The sequence below is a fragment of the Enterococcus sp. genome (assembly GCF_032555305.1).
GTDB lineage: Bacteria > Bacillota > Bacilli > Lactobacillales > Enterococcaceae > Enterococcus_A.
Window position 1 is genome coordinate 59,668 of record NZ_JAWGOQ010000018.1, and the last position, 23,496, is coordinate 83,163.

Annotated in this window: 22 protein-coding genes; 5 read left to right on the forward strand and 17 right to left on the reverse strand. The window is 40.9% G+C overall.

Annotation, left to right across the window (positions count from 1 at the left end):
- The first annotated feature begins 131 nt into the window (after positions 1-131).
- From E6139_RS13835 to E6139_RS13850, 4 genes are all read left to right on the forward strand, one after another.
- Positions 132-758 (forward strand): MBL fold metallo-hydrolase, encoded by a 627-nt coding sequence (locus E6139_RS13835; RefSeq protein ID WP_316403656.1) that lies wholly within the window; start codon positions 132-134, stop codon positions 756-758.
- A gap of 24 nt (positions 759-782) precedes the next feature.
- Complete coding sequence (locus tag E6139_RS13840; protein WP_316403657.1) at positions 783-1,487, forward strand: histidine phosphatase family protein; 705 nt, start codon at positions 783-785, stop codon at positions 1,485-1,487.
- 125 nt (positions 1,488-1,612) lie between these two features.
- Positions 1,613-2,446 carry an undecaprenyl-diphosphate phosphatase gene (locus E6139_RS13845; protein ID WP_316403658.1) on the forward strand — a complete coding sequence of 278 codons (834 nt, stop codon included), beginning with the start codon at positions 1,613-1,615 and terminating at the stop codon, positions 2,444-2,446.
- A 366-nt stretch (positions 2,447-2,812) separates the two neighbouring features.
- Positions 2,813-4,696 carry a heavy metal translocating P-type ATPase gene (locus E6139_RS13850; protein ID WP_316403659.1) on the forward strand — a complete coding sequence of 628 codons (1,884 nt, stop codon included), beginning with the start codon at positions 2,813-2,815 and terminating at the stop codon, positions 4,694-4,696.
- Between the two features lie 39 nt (positions 4,697-4,735).
- On the opposite strand, the gene E6139_RS13855 is transcribed toward E6139_RS13850, so the two are convergent.
- Together E6139_RS13855 and E6139_RS13860 are read right to left on the reverse strand one after the other, a co-directional pair.
- Positions 4,736-5,359 (reverse strand): DUF47 domain-containing protein, encoded by a 624-nt coding sequence (locus E6139_RS13855; RefSeq protein WP_316403660.1) that lies wholly within the window; start codon positions 5,357-5,359, stop codon positions 4,736-4,738.
- A gap of 15 nt (positions 5,360-5,374) precedes the next feature.
- Complete coding sequence (locus E6139_RS13860; protein WP_316403661.1) at positions 5,375-6,388, reverse strand: inorganic phosphate transporter; 1,014 nt, start codon at positions 6,386-6,388, stop codon at positions 5,375-5,377.
- Positions 6,389-6,605: 217 nt separating this feature from the next.
- On the opposite strand from E6139_RS13860, the gene rpsT reads away from it, so the two are divergent.
- Positions 6,606-6,860, forward strand: coding sequence for a 30S ribosomal protein S20 (rpsT, locus tag E6139_RS13865; protein ID WP_316403662.1), 255 nt, complete (start codon positions 6,606-6,608; stop codon positions 6,858-6,860).
- An 83-nt stretch (positions 6,861-6,943) separates the two neighbouring features.
- Here rpsT and nifJ read toward each other — a convergent pair whose 3' ends face one another.
- The 15 genes from nifJ to E6139_RS13940 all read right to left on the reverse strand — a co-directional run bounded on the left by nifJ (position 6,944) and on the right by E6139_RS13940 (position 23,474).
- Complete coding sequence (gene nifJ / locus E6139_RS13870; RefSeq protein WP_316403663.1) at positions 6,944-10,477, reverse strand: pyruvate:ferredoxin (flavodoxin) oxidoreductase; 3,534 nt, start codon at positions 10,475-10,477, stop codon at positions 6,944-6,946.
- Between the two features lie 11 nt (positions 10,478-10,488).
- Positions 10,489-11,898 (reverse strand): NADPH-dependent glutamate synthase, encoded by a 1,410-nt coding sequence (gltA, locus tag E6139_RS13875; protein WP_316403664.1) that lies wholly within the window; start codon positions 11,896-11,898, stop codon positions 10,489-10,491.
- Positions 11,891-12,727 carry a sulfide/dihydroorotate dehydrogenase-like FAD/NAD-binding protein gene (locus tag E6139_RS13880; RefSeq protein WP_316403665.1) on the reverse strand — a complete coding sequence of 279 codons (837 nt, stop codon included), beginning with the start codon at positions 12,725-12,727 and terminating at the stop codon, positions 11,891-11,893. Before E6139_RS13880 ends, gltA begins: the two co-directional genes overlap by 8 nt.
- Positions 12,728-12,757: 30 nt before the next feature.
- Complete coding sequence (locus E6139_RS13885) at positions 12,758-13,207, reverse strand: flavodoxin (protein ID WP_316403666.1); 450 nt, start codon at positions 13,205-13,207, stop codon at positions 12,758-12,760.
- A gap of 374 nt (positions 13,208-13,581) precedes the next feature.
- The gene (holA, locus tag E6139_RS13890; protein WP_316403667.1) at positions 13,582-14,610 is read right to left on the reverse strand and encodes a DNA polymerase III subunit delta; all 1,029 of its coding nucleotides are present in this window, start codon (positions 14,608-14,610) and stop codon (positions 13,582-13,584) included.
- An 85-nt stretch (positions 14,611-14,695) separates the two neighbouring features.
- Entirely contained in the window at positions 14,696-16,807 is a 2,112-nt protein-coding gene (locus E6139_RS13895) for a DNA internalization-related competence protein ComEC/Rec2 (protein WP_316403668.1), read from the reverse strand.
- 122 nt (positions 16,808-16,929) lie between these two features.
- Positions 16,930-17,421: a ComE operon protein 2 gene (locus tag E6139_RS13900; protein WP_316403669.1), complete on the reverse strand. Its 492-nt coding sequence runs from the start codon at positions 17,419-17,421 to the stop codon at positions 16,930-16,932.
- Positions 17,422-17,827: 406 nt separating this feature from the next.
- Positions 17,828-18,415: a ribonuclease H family protein gene (locus E6139_RS13905; protein WP_316403670.1), complete on the reverse strand. Its 588-nt coding sequence runs from the start codon at positions 18,413-18,415 to the stop codon at positions 17,828-17,830.
- A gap of 105 nt (positions 18,416-18,520) precedes the next feature.
- Complete coding sequence (locus E6139_RS13910) at positions 18,521-19,132, reverse strand: helix-hairpin-helix domain-containing protein (RefSeq protein ID WP_316403671.1); 612 nt, start codon at positions 19,130-19,132, stop codon at positions 18,521-18,523.
- Between the two features lie 311 nt (positions 19,133-19,443).
- Complete coding sequence (locus tag E6139_RS13915) at positions 19,444-20,460, reverse strand: SepM family pheromone-processing serine protease (RefSeq protein ID WP_410470541.1); 1,017 nt, start codon at positions 20,458-20,460, stop codon at positions 19,444-19,446.
- A gap of 26 nt (positions 20,461-20,486) precedes the next feature.
- Positions 20,487-20,972 carry a pantetheine-phosphate adenylyltransferase gene (gene coaD / locus E6139_RS13920; RefSeq protein ID WP_316403673.1) on the reverse strand — a complete coding sequence of 162 codons (486 nt, stop codon included), beginning with the start codon at positions 20,970-20,972 and terminating at the stop codon, positions 20,487-20,489.
- A gap of 1 nt (position 20,973) precedes the next feature.
- Positions 20,974-21,528: a 16S rRNA (guanine(966)-N(2))-methyltransferase RsmD gene (gene rsmD / locus E6139_RS13925; protein WP_316403674.1), complete on the reverse strand. Its 555-nt coding sequence runs from the start codon at positions 21,526-21,528 to the stop codon at positions 20,974-20,976.
- Between the two features lie 80 nt (positions 21,529-21,608).
- Complete coding sequence (locus E6139_RS13930) at positions 21,609-21,950, reverse strand: YlbG family protein (protein ID WP_316403675.1); 342 nt, start codon at positions 21,948-21,950, stop codon at positions 21,609-21,611.
- Positions 21,943-22,368: a YlbF family regulator gene (locus tag E6139_RS13935; protein ID WP_316403676.1), complete on the reverse strand. Its 426-nt coding sequence runs from the start codon at positions 22,366-22,368 to the stop codon at positions 21,943-21,945. Before E6139_RS13935 ends, E6139_RS13930 begins: the two co-directional genes overlap by 8 nt.
- On the reverse strand, positions 22,365-23,474 hold the full coding sequence (locus E6139_RS13940; protein ID WP_316403677.1) for a CAP-associated domain-containing protein: 1,110 nt from the start codon (positions 23,472-23,474) through the stop codon (positions 22,365-22,367). Before E6139_RS13940 ends, E6139_RS13935 begins: the two co-directional genes overlap by 4 nt.
- Between the last annotated feature and the right edge of the window lie 22 nt (positions 23,475-23,496).

A 23,496-nucleotide genomic window follows, 5' to 3' on the forward strand; every position in this document is an offset into this window, starting at 1 on the left:
CAATTTTTTTACTTTTAAGGTATAATGGAGAAGGAATTTATGATTCTGGTTTTCCTACTGTCTTGTTCTTCAAGATTAGGTACATGAATCAAAGCAAAGTAAGATAATTTATAGTTTTCAGGGGGAAAATAATGATTCAAATTGAAGGTTTTGTTACTGGTATCGCGCAAGAAAATTGCTATTTGATTCATAATGAACATCATTTACTGATTGTTGATCCGGGCTCAGAAGGCGACCGCTTGATCAATGAAATCAAACGGATTGGCAAGACACCGCGAGCGATTCTTTTGACTCATGCCCATTATGATCATATTGGTGCTGTTGAACAGCTGAGAAATAAATATGGGATACCTGTTTATATTAGTCCTCTAGAACAGACTTGGCTGGGGGATCCAATTTTAAACCTTTCCGGCTTGGGTCGTCATGATAATATGCCTGACCTGATCGTTCAACCAGCTGAAAATGAGTTTGAAATGAAAGAATACACGATTGGAGATATGACATTCCAAGTTGTACCGACTCCAGGTCATTCGATCGGCAGTGTCAGCTTCATCTTTGATAACTTTGTCGTAGTCGGCGATGCCTTATTCAAAGGAAGTATCGGCCGAACAGACCTCTATACAGGCGATATGCAGCAATTACTATACAGCATCAAAACTTATCTATTCACCCTTCCTCGTGAGCTTCCAGCTTATCCGGGACATGGTGAAGCAACAACAATCGGTCATGAGATCGATACAAATCCGTTCTTTAATTAAACAACTATTTTGGAGGTTTTAAATATGGCAGAAACAAATCTTTATATTGTTCGACATGGTAAAACAATGTTCAATACGTTGGCTCGTGTACAAGGCTGGTGTGATACACCGTTAACTCAAAGCGGACGTGAGGGTATTCATTACGTTGGTTTAGGCTTGCAAGACACAAAATTTGAAGAGGCCTATTCAAGCGATTCTGGTCGGGCAATTGAAACGATGCGGATTCTTTTAGGCGAACATCCTGATGGGAAAGACGTTCCCTATCACGTTGATCCACGCATTCGCGAATGGTGTTTTGGTTCATTAGAAGGTGGTTATGACGCGGAAATGTGGGGCGTTTTGCCACGAGTATTGAATTTTAAAACGGAAGATGAGCTCTTTGCTACTGAAGTGAGCTTTGAAGAAATCGCCAATGCCGTGTTCGCTGCTGACACAGCAAACTGGGCAGAACCATATGAAAAATTGCGTGAGCGTGTATGGCAAGGTTTTGAAGACATCGCGCAACATCGCGAAAAAAATGGCGGCGGAAACGTTTTGATCGTTTCTCATGGCTTAACAATTGCTTTCTTGTTAAGTTTGATTGATTCAAAACAGCCTGTTCGAGCAAACTTGTTGAATGGCAGTATCAACCGCCTGCGTTATGAAAACGGCGAATTTTCAATCCGCGCGATCAATGACATTAGTTATATGGAACGGGGTCAAATGATTTCTGATCAAATTGATGACTAATATTTGGAACTGTCGACATTTGTCGGCAGTTTTTTTCTTATAAAAAGCTTAGCCTTTTTTCGATGGTCATTTCAATGGTGAAACGGTATACTAATTATTGTTATTAATTTGAAAGGACGTATACTATGCTTATTGCCAATATTTTTAAAGCAATTATTCTTGGAATCGTCGAAGGGATCACCGAGTGGTTGCCGATTTCTTCTACCGGTCATTTGATCTTAGCGGACGAGTTCATCAAAATGAATATGAGTTCTGCTTTTACCGAAATGTTTAATGTTGTGATCCAATTAGGAGCAATCCTAGCTGTGGTGGTTTTATACTTCAGCAAGCTTAACCCCTTTGCTCCTAGTAAAACAGATGAGGAGAAAAAAGATACTTGGACATTGTGGTTCAAGGTGATCATAGCCTGTTTACCAGCTGCAGTGATCGGTTTGCCGTTGGATGACTTCTTGGAGGCTCATTTCCACAAATTCTTACCAGTAGCAATCATGTTGATTGTTTACGGGATCGCCTTCATTGTGGTGGAGAAACGCCACAAAAATGTAGCTCCAAAATGTACAAATTTGAACGATTTCACTTATAAAGCTGCTTTGATTGTCGGAGGTTTCCAACTACTGTCATTGATTCCCGGAACCTCACGTTCAGGAGCAACGATTCTTGGAGCGATTATCATTGGCTCTTCACGCTTCGTCGCAACCGAATTTTCTTTCTTCCTTGGTATTCCAGTAATGTTCGGTGCCAGCGGTTTGAAGATCGTGAAATTCCTGATGCATGGCAATACCTTTGGTGTTTCTGAAATTGTTGTTCTATTGGTTGGTATGGTAACAGCTTTTGTTGTGTCAATCATCGCTATCAAGTTCTTATTGGATTACATCAAAAGAAACGATTTCACCGTGTTTGGATGGTATCGAATCGTTCTAGGGATTATCTTAATTGGCTATTGGCTAATCGCTATGTAAGATCTGCATTTTTGCAGGTCTTTTTATTTTCGCCCTTTTTGCCATTCACAATAAACTTTGAAAAATAGCTGAATACTTATCTAAATTAATTCTAAATTAGAATAGAAGAAAAATAATCGCTGTTTTTCCCTATATAAAAGCATTACCCACATTTAACTACTAATGAAAGTCATTCTCATCTCTAATTGATAATTACTTTCGTTCTCAATTAGCTATTTTCATTATCAATTACCATTGATAATGTGCTATTATTAAGGTGAAGAAAGCCAATGATTTAACGTAGTTCCCATGTAGTTGAGCAAAAAAATGCATATGTAGAGTCTATGTTTATGAACCTTGGCACTATTTGAGAAAGGAGGAAAAGTGATGAGTAAGAAAGAACGTAATGCTTTTCTCTCTACCCTTTTCTGTTTAACATTTTTGATCGTCGGTAAAATTCTCATGGAGATTTCTCAATCGATCTTTCCCCTCTTTTTCGTTCTGGCTATTATCAGCGGTGGTTGGAAGCAAACCTATGAAGGAATGAATGAATTGATCCATGAACGAACCTTAAATGTGGATTTATTGATGGCTCTAGCCGCAATCGGTGCTTGTCTGATTGGCAACTGGTTTGAAGGTGCGATGCTGACCTTCATTTTTTGCTTGAGCGGTGCATTGGAGGAATACGCTACTAACAAGAGTACGAAGGAAATTACTGCTTTGATGAATGTAGCACCTAATGAAGCCTTAAAGATCATCAATGGTGAACATGTCACTGTGCCCGTGGAAGAACTGAAGCTGGGGGATTTGGTTTTCGTACCAAAAGGCCAAGCTGTACCAATTGACGGTCGAATGTTAGGAGCATCTTCGATTGACGAGTCCGCTATCTCTGGAGAATCTGTGCCCGTGGAAAAAGCCTTGCACGATGAAGCTTTCGGAGGAACGATCAATTTGGGCCAGGCTTTTACGTTAGAAGTTACGAAAAGCAGCAGTGATACCTTATTCGCTCAAATTTTACGCTTAGTTGAAAATGCTCAAAACGAGCAAAGTGCGACTGCGACATTTATTGAAAAGATCGAAAATATTTATGTCAAAATCGTCCTGATTGCTGTTCCATTAATGATCCTGCTCACTCATTTCTTGTTGGGCTGGAGCTTTACTGAAAGCTTTTATCGTGGAATGGTTCTGTTGGTTGTTGCCTCCCCTTGTGCTTTAGTTGCCTCAGCAACGCCTGCAACTCTGGCGGCGATTTCTAATGGCGCAAAAAAAGGAATTCTGTTCAAATCGGGAAAAACATTGGAGAAGCTATCGGATTTGAGGGCAATCTCATTTGATAAAACAGGGACCCTGACCCAAGGAAAACCCCGTGTAACTGATTATAAAACCTTTTCAGATGATTCTGTGATTCCGCGAATGTTCTACTCGATGGAACGACAATCGACCCATCCTTTAGCAGTGGCGATCACGAATTTCTTTAAAGACGAGGAGGCGCTTTCTCTGCAAGTCGAGGAGAAAGCTGGTTTTGGATTAGAAACGACCTATCTTGATCAAGTTTGGCAGTTAGGAAAGCCTACAAAAAAACAACAGCATCAATTGATTGAGACCTGGCACGAAGAAGGCAAAACCGTGGTTGTCCTTAGTCGAAATGAGCAGATTATTGCTCTGCTTGCATTGATGGATTTGCCTAAACCTTACACGAACGACGTTATTTCTTACTTCCATGAGCAAAATGTGAAAACAGTCATGCTTACCGGAGATAATCCTGGGGCGGCAAAATATGTTGCTCAGCAACTTGGCTTAGATGATTATCGCGGCGGTTGTCTTCCTGCCGATAAAACCGAATTGGTCAAGCAGCAGCAAGAAGACTATACCGTTAATGCTATGGTCGGCGATGGGATCAATGATGCCCCTGCTCTAGCAACAGCTAGTATCGGAATCGCGATGGGAGAAGGAACAGATGTCGCGATGGAGGTTTCTGACATGGTATTGATGAAAAATGATCTGACTAAACTAATGTATAGTCACCGCTTAGCAAAAAAAATGAAGCAAATCGTGCGGCAAAACATCGTCTTCTCTTTAATTGTTATCGCAATTCTGATTGCCAGCAATTTTATGCAATTTCTGAGCCTTCCCCTTGGCGTCGTTGGTCACGAAGGAAGCACCATTTTAGTGATCTTGAACGGCTTACGAATGCTGGTGCCGCTGAAGGAACTTAATCATTTAGACGAAACCAAATGTACCACATGTCCACTCTATAAAGCTGCGCATTAAAATCAGGCAGGATCACCTATGATCCTGCCTGATTTTTTGCTATGAATTTTTGATAACCAATCCCTCAATTACATCAGCGGCTGCTTCACAAGCATCAGTAATCATTTCAAGATGATTATAGATATCTCGCCATTTTATGACTTCAATCGGATCCTTTTCATGCGCAAACAAGTTTTTCACCAATGCGCTGTATAACTTATCCGCTTCTGACTCAGTTTCATTTACTTGATCAATATAATGCTTTAAAACTTTTGAGTGCTTGAATTTAGCAAATTCTTTTGTGGCACTGACCACATCAGATGTAGCTATCACTATGAGCTGAAGAAATTGATCTGTATTTGGACGAATCGTATAAACGAGTAAGTTCTCAAATAGGTAGGTCGTCGCGTTTAGTTCGTCTAAGATATCATCTAAGCGATTCGTGATCAATACGATGTCTTCTCGATCGATCGGCGTAATAAAAGCATCATAAAGCTCTGTCATGATTTCCTTAGAAATTCGGTCCCCCAGCCCTTCCAAGCGATGGATTTCTTCAGATTTATCAAGAAATTTTTCGGTCGAATAATCCAAGATCAAATCTAATAATAAGGCTGCTGATTCAGAAGAATACTGTGCCATTTGCTCTAATTTACCAAAATAGTCAAATTGTTTTTTTCTAACCATTGTTTGATCCCCTTTTTAAAAAATTGCTACAAAGATTTTTGCCATGATAAACGCAATTGCACCGCAGCCGGGAAATGTTAATACCCATGCACTGATCATTTCTTTGACGATACTCCAATCGACACTCGACTTGCGTTTGGCTGCCCCTGCCCCCATGATCGCGGTTGTTTTTGTATGGGTGGTTGATACCGGAACTCCAGATACAGAAGCAAGAAATAGACAAATGGCCGCACTCAAATCGGCCGCAAATCCCTGATACCGTTCTAATTTAACCATGTCCATTCCTACTGATTTGATGATCTTCATCCCACCGACAGAAGTTCCTAAACCCATAGTTAATGAACAAAGCACCATGACCCACAGCGGAATGACAAAGCCGTTGCCAGTTTTTTCAGCTAAATCATTGTAGAATAGACCAAGCATGAAGACACCCATGAATTTTTGACCGTCTTGTGCTCCATGTAAGAAAGCATTCATCGCAGCACTAATCGCTTGTCCGATTGTAAACACGTGATTGGCGATTCTTCGGGAAACACCTTGAAAGATCAGCACGATCAGCTTGGTAACAATCCAGCCGCCGCCAAAACCCATAATCGTCGAAACAACCAACCCAACGATCACCTTTGTCCATTCAGCTCCGCTAACCGCTTCCAATCCACCCATCGCCATCGCTGATCCGGTCAAGCCGGCAATTAGTGCATGTGATTCGCTGGTAGGGATTCCAAAATACCAGGCAGCCACTGCCCATACCACAATAGCAAATAGAGACGCAGCTAGGGCGACCTGGGCGGCATTTCCTGCTCCTTCAAAGGTTACAATGTTGCTGATTGTTTCCGCAACCTGTGCATTGAAATACGTCATTACCAGTGCACCGAAGAAATTCATCGCAACCGCTATCCAGATAGCGACATTTGGCTTCAAAACTCTAGTAGATACTGCTGTAGCAATCGCATTTGGCGCATCTGTCCAGCCATTGACAAAAACTACGCCCATCACTAATGTTATTGTAACAACTAAAGCTATACTCATGTTGCACCACCAATTTTTTTATTTCCATTCCAATGATAGCATAACCGTTAATAAAGCGCCTTTTTTGTCTCCGCTCATGCTGCTGTTCTTTTTTATTTTCTGTTAAGGAAAAAAACTTGTCACGATTTTATTGCATTGAAAAGCTGCTTTATGTATAATGAGTAATGTTGAATTGTACGGCTATAACCGTATAAGACTGAATTCGGAGGTGAAATCCATGCCAAACATTGAATCTGCAATCAAACGTGTTCGCACTAGCGAAGCTGCTAACGCTAAAAACTCATCACAAATGAGCGCAATGCGTACTACTGTTAAGAAATTTGAAGAAGCTGCTGCCGCTGGCGCTGAAAATATGAACGATCTTTACAAAGAAGCTTCTAAAGCCATCGATATGGCTGAATCAAAAGGTTTGATTCACAAAAACAAAGCGAGCCGCGATAAAGCACGTCTTGCAAAAAAATTAGCTAAATAATAAAAACCGATCATTTGATCGGTTTTTTTATTTGCCCTCACATAAAAAATAGCGCCGATACAAAATGTACCGACGCTACCTTTTTATTTATTCGTTAATTCCTCGTAACTTTTCGCCCGTTCTTCCATATCTTCTACTGTTTGATTCAGCATTTCTTCTACTAAAGCATCATCCTTCTTGATGTTATGCAGTGCAGAGAAGCGTGTTTGCCCTTCTAAGAAGGCGTTCATCTTACTGAAGTCAGTTTTCTTGAAGTCGATACGCATAGGGTCTTTACCCTTTTGTGCGCGAACTGGATCGAAACGATAAAGTGGCCAATATCCAGATTCCACTGCTTTCACAGATTCTTCGATTGATTTGCTCATACCGCCACGAATACCGTGATTGATACATGGTGTATAACCAATTACTAGCGAAGGTCCTGGGTAAGCTTCCGCTTCTTGAATAGCCTTCAATGCTTGTGTTGGATTCGCTTCGATCGCTACCTGCGCAACATAAACATCGCGGTAAGTCATAGCGATCATACCAAGATCTTTCTTCTTCGTCTTCTTACCGCCGGCAGCGAATTTCGCAATTGCTGCTGATGGCGTAGCTTTCGACATTTGTCCGCCGGTATTGGCATAAACTTCATTATCCATTACTAAGATATTTACGTCTTCACCAGAAGCTAAGACATGGTCGATTCCGCTGAAGCCGATATCGTAAGCCCAACCGTCACCACCAATGATCCATTGGCTAGGTTTCGCAAACATCTCATGATCAGCAAGAATTGATTGCAAGTCTTCATCTGTTTCTTGACCTAAGACAGCGCGTAATTTAGCGGCGCGTTGCTGACTGCCTTCACCTTCAGCCATATGATCCAACCAGTCTTGCAGTAAAACTTTCGTAGCCTCAGAGCCAATACCCTTTTCAAGTGCTGCCGTAACTTTGTTTGCTAGGCGATTTCGTTTAGTTTCATTCGCCATATGCATTCCCAAGCCGTATTCAGCATTGTCTTCAAATAGTGAATTGCTCCATGCTGGACCGCGACCGTCTTTATCAACAGTATATGGTGTCGCTGGTGCTGAACCGCCCCAGATTGAAGAACAGCCAGTAGTGTTCGCGATCATCATGCGATTACCGAACAATTGAGTCAACAGTTTCACATAAGGCGTTTCCCCACAGCCTGCACAGGCTCCTGAGAACTCAAGCAATGGTTGTTCAAATTGAGAACCCTTAACAGAGAATTTCTTCGCTGGGTTTTCTTTTTGACGTAATGTCATGGCGAACGCCCAGTTCATTGCTTGTTCTTTTTGATCTTCATAAGACTTCATGACTAATGCTTTTTCCTTCGCAGGACAAGCTTCAACACAAAGCCCACAACCAGTACAGTCTTCCAATGAAACTTGGATACGATATTTGAAGCCGTCTTTTCCACGCATGTCGCGAGTGATAAAGCCTTCAGGTGCCGCTTCCATCTCTTCTTCGTCAGCTAGGAATGGACGAATCGCCGCATGTGGACAAATAAAGGCACATTCATTACACATCGTACAAGCTTCAGGAATCCACTCAGGAACTTCCAAAGCAATTCCGCGTTTCTCATAAGCTGCTGTACCAGAAGGCATTACACCACCTAGCATGCCGTTTTCGATCAAATCATTCACTGAAAGCTGATTGCCTTCTTGACGATTGATTGGTTCAAGAATATTACGGATGTATTCTGGTTTATCTTGGCTTTTTCCATTAAACAACGGTTGTACTTCGATTTCAGCCCATTCAGCCGGAATTTCAAATTTCTTCAATTCCGCTACTGTTGCATCAATCGCTTGCCAGTTCCGTTCAACAATCGTTCTAGATTTTTTACCATAGGCAGCATCTACTTCTGCTTTAAGCAGTGGCAAGTAGGTTTCGTGATCCATGATATCCGTCAATTCGAAGAAAGCTGTCGACATCACTTGATTGATACGGCCGCCTAAGCCAGTTTTTTGAGCAATCTCCATCGCATTGATGATATAGAAATTGATATTATGCTCTGCCAAATAGCGTTTGATCCGGCTTGGTAATAATTGTTTGACTTTCTCTTCATCCCAAACAGTGTTCAGCAAGAAGGTTCCTCCATCTTTCAAGCCTTTGACTAAATCGTATTGATGAATATAGGCGCTGTTATGACAGCCAACAAAATCAGCTGCTTCTACATTGTAAGTAGAAAGGATCGGTTCCTTCCCGAAACGCAAGTGAGAATTCGTCAGCCCGCCTGATTTCTTAGAGTCGTAGGAGAAGTACGCCTGCGCATAATAATCTGTATTATTACCAATGATCTTGATTGCTTGTTTGTTGGCACCAACAGTCCCATCGGAACCAAGTCCCCAGAATTTTGCTTGGAAGGTTGATTTCGGTGTCAAATCTAAGACTTCACCCATTGGCAAGGATAGATTCGTCACATCATCAATAATCCCGATAGTAAAGCGTTGTTTCATATCAGCAGCTGGTAACAATAGATGGTCATAGACTGCTACGATTTGGTCTGGAGTCACATCCTTAGAGGCGATTCCGTAACGACCGCCGATAACAATCGGACGATTCGTATGACGATAAAGCACACTTTGAACATCCAGTAATAATGGTTCGCCGTCTGATCCAGGTTCTTTTGTACGATCCAAAACAGCTACTTTCTCAACTGTTGCCGGTAATTTCGCCAACAAGTTTTCAGCTGGGAATGGACGGTATAAATGAATATCAAGGAATCCGACTTTGCGGCCATTGGCGTTCAAATAATCCACTGTTTGCTGGATTGTAGGTGAAGCAGATCCCATCGCGATGATTACTTCTGTGGCTTCTGGATCACCATAGTAATTCGTCAAATCATAATCTGTACCGCGCAGATCATTGATTTTCTTCATGTATTTTTGCACAATCGCTGGCATTTCATCATAATAGCGATTGACTGTTTCTCTTTGCTGGAAGTGAATATCCGGGTTTTGAGCCGTACCAGAAACATTCGGACGATTTGGGTTCATCCCTAATCTTCTGAAATCAGCCAACGCTTCCCAGTTCATCATCGCCTTCAAATCATCGTAATCAATCACTTCGATTTTTTGGAGTTCATGACTGGTTCTAAAACCGTCAAAGAAATTCATAAATGGCAACTTGCCTTCGATACTCGCTAAATGAGCTACCGCGGACAAATCCATCACTTCTTGAACGCCGCCTTCAGCCAACATACAAAAGCCTGTTTGGCGGGCAGCCATCACATCGCTGTGATCGCCGAAGATACTTAACGCATTGGTGGATACCGCACGTGCTGCTACGTGGAAAACCGTTGGCAATAGTTCACCAGCAATTTTAAACATATTTGGAATCATCAATAGCAAACCTTGTGAAGCTGTGTAAGTCGTGGTTAAAACGCCTGTCTTCAAGGAACCATGGACCGTTCCAGCGGCACCGGCTTCTGATTGCATCTCAACAACTTTTACTGTTTCATTGAAAATGTTTTTGCGACCTTGTTCTGCCCACTCATCAACGACTTCCGCCATCGTTGAACTAGGAGTGATCGGATAGATTCCGGCAACTTCAGTAAATGCGTAAGAGATATGCGCTGCTGCTGTGTTTCCATCCATTGTTTTCATAGTTTTCATCATTTGCACCTCGCTTAAACCAATTGCTCCTGCTTTGTCTTTTGAATGTATTGATCAATCTCATTTGCTGCAATTTTTCCGGCACCCATAGCTAAAATAACGGTTGCTGCCCCTGTAACGATATCTCCTCCAGCAAAAACACCCGGAATCGAAGTCGCACACGTTTCCTCATCCGCATCGATATAGCCCCATTTATTCAGTGCCAGTTCAGGGAATGTGTCTAATAAAACTTTATTGGCCCCTTGTCCGATGGCTTCGATGGCGGTGTCTGCTTCAATAATGAATTCACTGCCAGGGATCACGATCGGTCGGCGACGACCAGATTCATCTGGTTCGCCTAATTCCATCTGAACACATTTAACAGCTGTCAATCGGCCATTACCATCGTCCATGTATTCGATTGGGTTGCTTAACCAGTGGTATTCGATCCCCTCTTCAACTGAATGATGGTATTCTTCTTCACGAGCAGGCAGTTCTTCAACAGAACGTCGATAAACGATCGATACTTTGTCTGCTCCTAAACGTTTGGCTGATCGTGCTGCATCCATCGCAACATTTCCGCCGCCAATGACAACGACATTTTTAGATTTTTGAACAGGGGTATCGTATTCAGGAAATTGATATCCGTGCATCAAATTGACGCGAGTCAAATACTCGCTGGATGAATAAACACCATTTAGTGATGTTCCCTTGATTCCTTGGAATCTTGGTGCACCTGCACCAACTGATAAGTAGCAGGCATCAAATTCTTCAATGATTTCATCCATAGTGATTGTTTTACCAACGACAACGTTTGTTTCGATCTTCACACCTTGCGCAACAATACGTTCAATTTCTTGCTTAACAATACGTTTCGGCAAACGGAACTCAGGAATTCCATAAGTCAAAACGCCGCCTGGCGAATGCAACGCTTCGTAAACTGTCACATCATAGCCTAGTTTCGCAAGGTCGCCAGCAGTGGTCAGTCCAGAAGGTCCTGAACCAATAACCGCTACTCGACCTTTATCGCCGCTGACTTCTTTGTATTCAAATGGCTGATGAAGCGCCCAGTCTGCAACTAATCGTTCTAGCTTTCCGATAGCCACTGGTTCAAACTTCTTAGAGCGTCCTAAACGGCAAACCATTTCACATTGTTTTTCTTGTGGACAAACACGTCCGCAAATCGCTGGTAAATTCGTATATCGGCCTAAGATTTCATAGGCTAACGGCATGTCGCCTTCTTCAATCGCTTTGATAAAACCAGGAATGTCAATCATAACTGGACATTCTGTAATACAAGGAGCGTTTTTACATTGCAGACAGCGACTTGCCTCAAGCTGTCCTTCCTCCAATGTATAGCCCAATGCTACCTCATCAAAGTTCTGATTGCGGATTTCTGGTGCTTGTTCCTTCATCGGGGTTTTAGTATAGCTGCGTTTAGCCATTTGAACTCACCTGCTTTTCATATCTTTCATTAGCCAGTAATTCTTCCGGACGATACTGCTGCATCCGATTGACAAACTCATCCCAATCGACTTCTTCGCCTAGAAATTCCGGTCCATCCACGCAAGCGAATTTAATGGAGTCACCAACTGTCACCCGACAGCCGCCGCACATCCCTGTCCCATCGATCATAATTGGATTCAATGAAACATAGATTGGCACCTCATGCTTCTGTGCAGTGAGAGTACAGAACTTCATCATGATACTCGGTCCGATCGCCCAGGCCATCGAAATTTTTTCACGCTTGAAAACTTCCTCCATTGCATCTGTTACCAACCCTTTTTGTCCCAAGGAGCCATCATCAGTCATTAGAATCAGCTCATCGGAATACTTCGCGCAATCCTCTTGCAGAATCAATAAATCCTTATTCTTCGCCCCGAGGACAGTGATTACACGATTGCCTGCTTCCTTCAATCCCTTAACGATCGGGAACAACGCTGCTATTCCAACACCGCCTCCTACCAAGAGAACGGTACCATAATTCTCAATATCTGTAGCTTTACCTAAGGGGCCTACAATATCCGTCAGGGCTTCACCAGCCATAACAGTAGCGAGCTGGGCTGTCGATTTGCCGATCACTTGAAAGATTAAGCGTACCCAACCCGCTTCTTTGTCCGTATCAACGACAGTCAGCGGGATACGCTCACCGTATTCGTCGATTCGCAAGATCACAAATTGCCCTGGTTGCGCTTTACTGGCGATTCGCGGTGCATCAACCAAAATTTCAAACTCAGTTGGTGCCAGCTCCTTGCGTTCTAATACTTTAAACAAATTCTCACTCCGTTCTTTCAATGTGATTCCTTACTCCGCTGCGTCAATCAGCGTTTTAACAAAAGCCTTCAATACTTCTTCGTCATCATCGTCTGCTTCGTTTTCAATTTTCACTGTTTCGGCTGCTTTAGTCGCACCTGTTTTAGCAAAAGCTTCATCAAATGCAATCGCTGCATGACAGAAATAATCTGGGTACAGCTCGCTGTCTCCGCTTCCTACTACACCATAAACTTTTCCTGATAGATCTTCTTCCGGCAGTTCTTCATGGAAATCTTCTAAATCGAATGGAATCTCGCCATCTCCATCAGTATAGGTAGCTAGGACACAGATATCTGCATCTTCATAAATATCTGATTCCGCATCATCAGCATCAACGCGTTCTACGTCGATTCCATTTGCTTCAAAAGCGTCCTCAAGAATTTCAGAGATTCCTTCTGTGTTGCCTGTGTTAGTTGCATAAACGATCTTTGCTAGTGTCATGTTGTTCATCCTTCCTTTTTATCTGATTTTGTATAAATAAAGCCAAAATAAATTGGCAATTATTCTGTTAAGAACAAAAGTACTTTTTACTGCTAAGCAAAATACTTTAACTAAATATTAGAAGTTTGCCACTTTTATCATAACTCAAAACTGTGAATTAATGAACATTTTATCGGGATTTTTATTCGTTAATTTTTTAATAAAACATGTTTTTCTGTTGTTTTTTGAGTTCTGACGACTCTAATTGAGAAAGCTTTTCATTTAGCATTGTTTTTTTAGAATTATCAGATAAATAAAACAAAAAACTAGCAGGACGGGATCGTCATACTAGTTTTAATAATTGGATAATTATAGAAGAAAAGTGAGAAAAAATTCTATTTTTTTATACGCTCTGTCGATTTTAGAATAAATAACTGGAAGTTCAATTCTTTTTCAGCCTGTCCCGTCTTCACTTGATAATCATTTTCTACCAATTCGTCATACATTGAGACAAGTAAACTTAGAGGAAATTTGGCGACTTGCTGCATCGCTAATTTTACTCGATAAGGATGTATCCCTAAAGTTTCTGCAATATTAGCCTGCTGATAACCGATTTTCTGTAGAAGCTTCGTTTGCAGCAGCAGACGGATCTGGCCAATCAAAATTGCAGTCAACTTGATCGTTTCTTCGCCTTGCAAGTGCAATTCTTCGTAAGTTTGATAAGCTTTTGCTGTGTCGCCTTTCAAGATCTGCTCAGTCAGCTCGAAAATATTGTGCTCTAGCGTTTTAGGGACTAGATCTTGAACTAATTGAAGCGTGATCGTCCCACCGCTACCGGCAAGCAACAACAATTTTTCGATTTCATTCATCGCTTTCGAAAGATCAAAATCGGTTAATCGCAGAAACAGATCAAAGGCTTCCTTGGAAATTTTAACATTCTCATTGCTGATATAGCGCTGTAGGAAAGTACGCAACTCTCGTTCTTGCAATGGTGCGGCATCTATTACCTCGGTTTTCTTCAAAGCCTTCGTGATTTTTTTTCGAGCATCAAGCTTAGGGTAATTCGCCCAAAAAACCACGATCGAGGTATCTAATGGTTTTTTCAAGTAATCGACTAAACCATCGGTATCCTGTTCCGGAACATTACTTTTCTTTTCACCGGTTAAAAAGTATGGCTTCTCAACGAAGATCAAACGATAATCGCCAAAAAACGGTAGCGTCTCGGCTTCGTCAATCACTGCACCTAGCCCGCTTTCTTCCATATCAAAAGACATGAAATTCAATTCCTCCAGATCGTCCTTCTTCATTCGTTCTAAAAAGGCCTGACGGATTTCTTGGATCAGATAGTCCTCTGTCCCTGTCACAAGATAGATCGGCTTCAGTGGTGCGTTTCTAATCTGTTGAAGTGCTTCTTGTGTATTCATGCAACTGCTCCTATTTCAATAGTAAGAATAATAGTTTTCATTGGTACGGTTCATAAATATAGTTTCCGAACCCTGACTATTCATGCTACCACGATTGATCCAGAAAATCTATTAAGACTTTTATTTCACCCTTTTTTGTAAACGCCGACCATTGATAATAGATCATTCCCTGTTGATCGGTTCGTAAAACGTTGACGCGATATTTTTTCAGTTTAGCTAACGTTTCAGTCGTTGGATGACCGTATCGATTTCTTCTTCCTACTGAAATGACTCCATACTTCGGTCGCAGCTGTTTGATAAATTGCTCTCCAGTGGACGTATTACTGCCATGATGACCGATTTTTAGGAAATCCGCTTTTAATTGCGGATATTTCTTCAGCAGCTTTTCTTCTCCAGCTACTTCCAAATCCCCAGTTAATAAAAAGCGTTGATGATTCAAGGTAAAATAGGTAACTAGCGAATCATCATTTTCACCTTCGCTGGCTTCTGGTGAAAGCACCTGCAGCTTTAATTTTTTACCGATCGTCTCTCCCCGCTTCGTTAAGTGGATCTTGGTTCCCTTTAATGACTGCAAAATAGATCGTAATTCCATTTGCGATCCTTCCGCCAAGTATAGATTTTTTACTTTCAATTCATCTAATAGATGCGGTAGTTCACCCATATGATCGGCATCATTGTGAGTGACAATCAAATGATCAATCCGCGTACAGCCTAACGACTTTAAGAATGGTAAAAGATTGTAATCTGAAAGCTGCTTTTGCTGCCGCTTTTGCCACTCTTTTTGCTTAAAATTCAAACGTCCGCCTGTATCAATCAAGAAGGTTTCTTGTTTGAATGGCAGTTTAATAAAAATACTATCTCCTTGACCGACATCCACAAAAGCAATCATTCCTTTGGCCGAAAACGAAATCGATAGCAGCAATACAACAGCACCACCTACGAGCCATAATACTTTTTCTCGATATTTCAAACGATCAATACCCCATAAAACAAGTATAAGCAGAACCAAAAGAATCAGAAAGCTCGGGCGGCCGATAGTTAAGTTAGGGAAAGCAGCCAAATCTAGCGCTTTTTCTAGGATATGAAAAATGGAATCGAGAATCTTGCTTAAGAAATGCGGAATCGGAAAAAAACACCCCATAAAAAGTAGTAAACAACCTGGAAGAATCACCCATTCAAAGAGCGGAAACAGCAACAACGTGAACAAGCCTCCGATGATGGTCCATTCACTGAAGCTGTGTAATAGAACTGGCAGAGATAAAACGGAAAACAAAAACATTTGCTGGTGTATCTTGAAATGGAAATCATTAAGATACAGCAGCAGGAGTGCAAAATATAGACTCAGTTGTGCCCCTACTGACCAAAATACTAAAGGAAACAACAATACTACAAGGAATAGCATCAAACTCCATTGATCAAGCTTTGAGAAGGAGAGCTCAAAGGTCAGGCAGGCAAAGGCAATTAAAAAGCTGAATACTGCTCGAATCGTACTATAGCTCCCGCCAGTTAAATATGTCAATAAAACTCCAATCATACTCAATATGACTAGCCGTGTCTCTCTGGTCAAACCGATTCTCTTCAGCAACAGGTGGCCCCCACCTAAATAAAATTGGATATGCAGTCCAGACAACGTAAACAGATGCAGCAACCCAGTAGTTTTATAAGCAGCTGTGTACTCTTCAAAATGAGCATCTTTATAGCCAATAACCAGAGCTTTGATATAACTGGATAATCTTCGGGAGTAACGCTGATCGATTTTCCAAATCAGCTGCTGTCGCAAATCGTTCAAGGAAAATTTCTGTTTTTTCAACGTTTTCAGCGATTCAATTTGAAGAATTTGATTGTAGCCTAAACTTCGATAGTATTTTCTGGCGTCAAAGCCATTTAGATTTCTAGCGACATCAAAAGCTTCTGTCTCACCGCTGACCAAAGCTGAGTTCGGCAATTCTTTTCCTACCCAAATTGATTTTTCCTCTGGTGTTTTTAACGTATGATAGACTAAATACTTTTTTCCTTGCAGGTTGCCTGTCAATTTTAAGAAATTACCATCAACTTTAACTGAATCAGTTTGAATTTGCATAAGTTGATTTGTTAGTTTTTGAGGAGCATTATCAAATTGGTTTACATAATAATACGTTCGTAAACCAATAAAAAAGCTGCACAAAAAGACTAGCAGCAACAGCTGTAGATTTTTCATGCAGATTATCCGAATGATTAAAATAGTCACGAGTATTAGCAACCAAAAATTGAACTGATAGAGAAAACTTGCCGCTAAAATAGCGACTAGGATCGGCAGAATCAAATAGTTCCGGACAGACTCTATCTTTCTGGTAATGTGGCAGCATCTTCTCCTAATTGCAGCTTCGTAAAGTGTTTGCTCTCTAAATGAACTTGATGGGCACTGGCACCGACTTGCTCGATCAACTCGATAGCATAAGGATCATTGCGATAATCCTTCAAATAATGAATCTTTTTGATTCCCGCCTGTAATAATGCCTTTGTGCAAGCTAAACATGGAAAATGAGTCACGTAAACTTCCGCTTGATCTGTTGCGATCCCCAATTTGGCACATTGTAGTAATGCGTTCATTTCAGCGTGGATCGTTCGCAGACAATGTCCGTCAACGACATAACAACCTTCGTCCATGCAATGAACATCGCCGCTGACGGAGCCATTATATCCTCCTGCGATAATTCTTTTATCACGTACGATTGTCGCACCGACTTCTAAACGTGTACACGTGCTTCTTAATGATAACAAAACGGCTTGCGCCATAAAATATTGATCCCAAGGTATTCTTTCTGTTGTCAAAATCTTCGTCCTCTCTTTCGATCTTTCTTATATTGTAATCAAGTCTTTCAAATTTACAAGCGTCTTTTTACCACTGCCGAATACTTTCGCCAAATCTTCTATCAAATGAAAACTGCCATTTTCTTAAAAGTAGAAGTTGGCTTCTACGACTTTCTTTTCACCGATCCTTGATCCATCTGCTGAACTGCTTCATTTCTCTATATCTAAAATACGCAAAATTTGACCGGAGATTCGAAAAAAAGTCACTTATTTTCTACTATACTTACGCAACTTAATAAGGCCCAAGCAAATCAAAAGTTGATTTACTTAGGCCTTATACAATCTGATAAAGATCCACTCATAAAAAGAAACGTATTTCACCAGTTAGAGTGTTTTTGTATTTTATAGCTGGCAAACAAATAAGCTGCTACGCATCAGCGGCCTTGCCCGCAAGATAATCCGCCCGATCATTGTATTTATCCCCAGAATGTCCCTTTACCTTAACGAAAGAAACGTTTGTTTTAGTGGAAAGCAGATCAAACTCTTTTTTGTAATATTCAGAGATTGGTTTGTTCGTCTTCCAGTCTCCTTTGGCCCAAGATTCGATTCCTTGATAATCATAATGAATCGAGATTTTATCAACCTTGTGATCTACTGCCCAGCGGATTGCCTCCAGTGTCGCGATCGTTTCACCGGCAATTTGATAGCTTTCAATAAAATCAGGTGTTCCTGTAATGGATAGTTCATCTATTACTGTGCCATCCTTGAGAATGACTACGCCTGAGCCATATTGTTGCTTGCCTTTATTAAATGACCCATCTACAAAGGCACTATAGCCCTCATCAAAACTGGCTACAACTTCAGCCTTATCCTGTAAATATTCATTCGCTGCTGCTTCACTTGTAAAAGACTTGAACTTTGCGTTAGGATAGCCTTTTACTAGATTATTTGTTTCATTCCATGTAGTAAAAACACCCGTTTTTCTACCTACTTTAACTGCGTAAAATTTAGCCACTGCTATATCTCTCCTTGCTTTTTATCCTATTCATTTGATCACTTCGGTTTTTGAAACTCAAAAAGGAAGACAATTTGATAGAATTCTTATCTCAATCTGATCCTTCTATATTGTAATCGAGTCCTTCAGATTTTCAAGCGTCTTTTCACCAATTCCGGAAACTTTCGTCAAATCCTCAACCGTTTGAAAGCTGCCGTTTTCTTCGCGATATTTGATAATGTCTGCGGCTTTCTTCTCACCGATCCCTGATAATTGCTGCAACTCAGCTGCATCTGCCGTGTTGATATTGATTTTTGTTGTATCGGATCCAGAACTTGCTGAACCGCCATCATTTGGATTAGCCTGATTGAGCGCTGGAATCTCTTCTCCTATTTTGGGCACATAAATAATTTCCTGATCCGTTAGCAGCTTAGAAAAATTGATTTGATTTTGATCAGCTTCTTCAGTAAAGCCGCCCGCCAGATCAATCGCGTCCATCAAACGCATCCCCTGTGTGATACGATACATTCCAGCTCTTTTAACAGCTCCTTTGACATCGACGTACCAGTCCTGATTACTGGATTCACTTGTCTTCATTACACTGCTGCTTTCCATCGAAAAGAGTGCTGGATCTGCCGACTCTTCTTCAGTTGGTCTTGAGAAGAAAAAGAAGACAATGACAGCCAGGATTGCTGGTACGGTAATTAAATATGGATATTTTCTTAGATATTCTTTCATAGCGCCCTCCTTCTCTATAAAGTACGTAAAAGAAATGGAAACACCACCGAAATGTTCATCTTAGAAATGATTTCTTGGGGGACTTATCTTAATCTATGTTGAACTGACATTACCTTAAAAAATCAAGTAGGTGTTCGATTAATCTAAACACTTAAGGGCGTTATAAATAGTCGAGCAAACAGTAATTCTTAGCTAGGAAACGAGATACTTTAGTCCTCTAAGATAAAATCCGGATTTTCTCTCAGATATCCAAAATAAAAAGCGAGTGCAGACTCACTGTTAGGTGATTTTACACTCGCATTTTATTTTGTTTATTTCATTTCTGCTAAATAGTCTAAGGCATCTTTGACCGTTTTAACTGGAACAATCTTCATGTCTGTATCTAGTTTTTTAGCGGCTGCCTTGGCTTCTTCATAATTCGACTTGATTCCAGGCTGAGCTTCTTTCATCTCTTTAGTGATCTCATCATCTGGCGCGAAGAAAACTTTGTTATCACTGGCCGCAGCGCTGGCGACTTTTTTATCGATGCCGCCGATTCGTCCAACTTCGCCCTCGGAGTTGATCGTTCCGGTTCCAGCAATTTTCTTTCCTTGACGCAAATCCTTATCGATTAATTGTTCATAAATTTCTAATGTGAACATAAGGCCAGCAGATGGACCGCCGATATCACCTGCGTCGATTTTGATTTTTTCCTGCGAATCTATCTCTGTATGATCGGTCAAAGTGATGCCGATTCCCGGTTTTTTATCGGTTGGAAGCTTGATTAATTTTTCAGTAGCTTCTTTTGTCTCACCGTCATGGATATAGGTCACTTTCATTTCCTGACCGACCTTTTGCGATTTGACATATTTCATAAAGTCTTCACTGCTGGTAAAGGTTTTGCCATCAGCTTTTGTGACTGTGTCACCAATACTGATTTTTCCGTAAAAATTAGAATTTTTTTCAACACCTAGCACATAAACACCCTTATACTTCATTTCATAGGGTTTGTTTGCTAATTTTAGTGCTTGTTCAATCGCAAAATTCTGGGAAGTCTCCATGTTAAACTTCTGAATCTGCATATATTCATCGTCGCTAGCTCCACCAGTCAATTCATCGGTCGAAATCATCTCATGGAATGGTTCGAACTTAGATTTGATTGCTGTAAAAACAGTTGCTCGACGAATACCCACCGAGGTTAAACTAAAGGATCCTTTATGTTCATCCTTTTTATCATTGACTGTGATCAATTCTTTTAAATTAATCGTCTCTCCCGGTTCCTCAATATAATATGGAATCGGCACAATTATACAAGCTACTAGTGCTAAAGCTAAAAAAATCAGGATCAATCGTTTGACAAGTTTATTATTTTTCACTATTTCTCACGCTTCTCTTCCAATGCCCGATAAACAGCCTCAGGCAAATATTCTTTAACATCTCCGTTAAACGTCCAAACTTCTTTCAGGATAGAAGAACTGATGTGACTGTATTTTGGTTCGGCTAATAAGAAAACAGTCTCTAGTTCCTGATCTAAGTGGTGGTTCATGAGGGCAATCTCTTTCTCATATTCGTAATCCTTGATACTGCGGATGCCTCGTAATAGAAATTTTGCTCCTAGTTTTTCAGCGACACTTACGGTCAATTCATTTTCTTGAGCAATGACTCGCACATTAGGAATATGCTCAACCGATTCCTTTACAATAGCAAGTTTTTCCTCAGAGGTAAAGTAACTCTTTTTGTTCGTATTTACAAAAACGCCGATGATTAATTCATCAAACAATTTCGCTCCACGTTCGATCGTATCCAAGTGCCCCATCGTCAACGGATCAAAACTGCCGGGAAAAAGCGCGATTCGTTTCATCCTAATCCTCCCAATCATAAATCGTTACGGCGGTAATGCCGTAATCATGTCGTTTACGTTCTTTTAGCTGTCCAATCATTTCTGGGAGGACAACCTCTTTATCTGTTTCACAAACAACGGTAACCTCTTTGGTTAACAGATCATTACTCAGCAGCATTTCGATCTGCTTGACGATCTCCTGCTTTGCATAAGGCGGGTCTAAAAGGACCAGATCAAATTGAAGCCCTCTGTCTGCCAACTGCTGAATTGCTTGGTTGGCCGGCATTTTCATTAATTGGAAGGCTTCTTCATTTTTAGTCATAGCAACATTCTCGCGAATAATCTCCATTGCCCGGAAATTTTTCTCAACTAAGACGGCTTGATCCATCCCGCGGGAAACAGCTTCAATTCCTAATGAACCGCTGCCGGAAAATAGATCCAAAGCATTTCCTCCGTCAAAATAAGGTCCGATCATATTAAACATGGCACCTTTTACTTTATCCGTTGTTGGACGTGTATTATTTCCTGCTAAGGTTTTTAACTTGCGACCGCCAAATTCGCCTGCAACTACTCGCATGATCTTCATGCTCCTCTTCTACTTATTATCAAAGAAAAAGATGAAAAATGTTTGAATAAATCAGACATTTTTCACCTTACTTAGACTGTTTCTGCTAATCGAATCTTTGTATTGGCTTCTACGACATCCAACTCATCGTCATCTTTAACTTGATAAGCGGCTTTCGTTCCAATTCGATCCGCGAAATTCATTTCAATATCTGGTCGATATGAACGCTCCACTTGACGTACAAAATGCAACGCTTGAAGTTTTTCTTCCGTTTCATCAGCGAGTTCTTCGTTCACATACAATACCACATATTTCATTTTTCTTGAGACAAAATGAATCAAGCCGTAGCGTCTCAAGGTTTTTAATTGCTTCAAGGAATATACCCAAACGACTATTCCTCGCCTTTTTTGCATTATAAATTCAGTATTATCCATGACAATTCCCCTCACAACTATGATTCCCTGTTTCAAAAAAAGGATTTCCTGCATCTACCTTGATCTCCGAAGAAATAGTCTGAGCAATGCGTTGACCGACTTCATCCAACAAACGCTGAAAATCTGTTTCTGCTAAACGAAAAGCAGCCACTTTCTCATTCAGATCAAGCGCTCGTTTACTCAAACGAACCCTGCGTTGCTGTTCGCGATAATCAGGCGCATATTCGCCATAACTAGCAATTTGCTCGAATTTATCTTTATCAGCTTGAAATGTCTTTTTAAGCTTTGAGACTTCTATAGAATTATTCATCTCAGTTTTGGTCTGCAGATAGTTTTTAAAGCTTTGGCTCGCTAGGATTTCCTGAATCAGCAATTGATTTTGATCCTCCAGCTGAAAGAAAGCATCATTAATGATCATTCGTCACTATCCTTTGTTTTTTCTGGTTCCTGTAACAAGACTAGCACACTTTCCTGATCAATTGCAACGCCCAGCTCCGCCTCTGGAACATCAAAAATTTCATTCAAATGATCTTGACTAATCCAGTTAAACAGATTGAATAAAGGGTCAACCATTGGTGAGTAAAAAAGGCCGTTTTCATACTCAATCTTGTCATGTCTAGCCAAGTCTTTAAATTCTGCGGCAGTTAGTTCAAAGGACAGATTACTTAAATGTGCCCCTTGATCCGTTTGCCACTCTTCTAAACGGTCGTTATCCAGCACTCTTTTCGGCGTTGTTAAAAAACTTTTTAACAACTTTTTACTGTCATTCATTGATTTATCCGGTGTTGCTAAATCAGAAAGCTTATATAGTTCGCGATAGCGATTGATAGCTTCAATCGTTCTGCTTTGCTTTTGTTGATTCAAAACATTCCAATCAAGGTTGCTCTCCTGCACACGATTTGCCAATGGATTCCCGCTATTGATCTGATAGGGCATCAACCGCAGTAGGTTTTCCAGATCCAAATAGACCGCACCAATCAATTTTTCATTATCGCCGTTAAAAAAGAGCATCGCGAACGTGTCATTATCAAAGGCGATCAATGGACGAAAACGCATGTCGTTCTCACTTAGTTCGATCGCTACTGGTTCCTCATCATACGTCAGAGCAAAATCAGCTGACAAATTGATTTTGTCAGAAAGTTGGCTGCTGGTCATACCAAATTTAAAAGGCTTGATATCTGCCTTTTTAGCCATAACTTTGATTGCACTGACTTTCCCACCTTCGACATTCACTTCTAATGTTCCCTGGTCAAGAGCATAATCCCTTGTTTGAAAAAAGAAGCCGCTCTCTTCCACTTTGGTTGCTTTACCGAATTTCTGCTCGAAGGTATCGATAGATTGAGCGATATATTGTGCGTAACCTTCTGTTTTAATCGTTTGATGCTTTAGTGCCTTATGACGAGTTACTTGATTGGTTTGTTCGACAGGTGCCTTTCTTGGCGTCGGCGGAAAGAGGACTGGCTGTAAATAGTAGCCAATCAAAACAACAAATAGAATACTAAGAAAACCAATTATCCTCTTCACACAGCAACGCTCCTACTAAAAC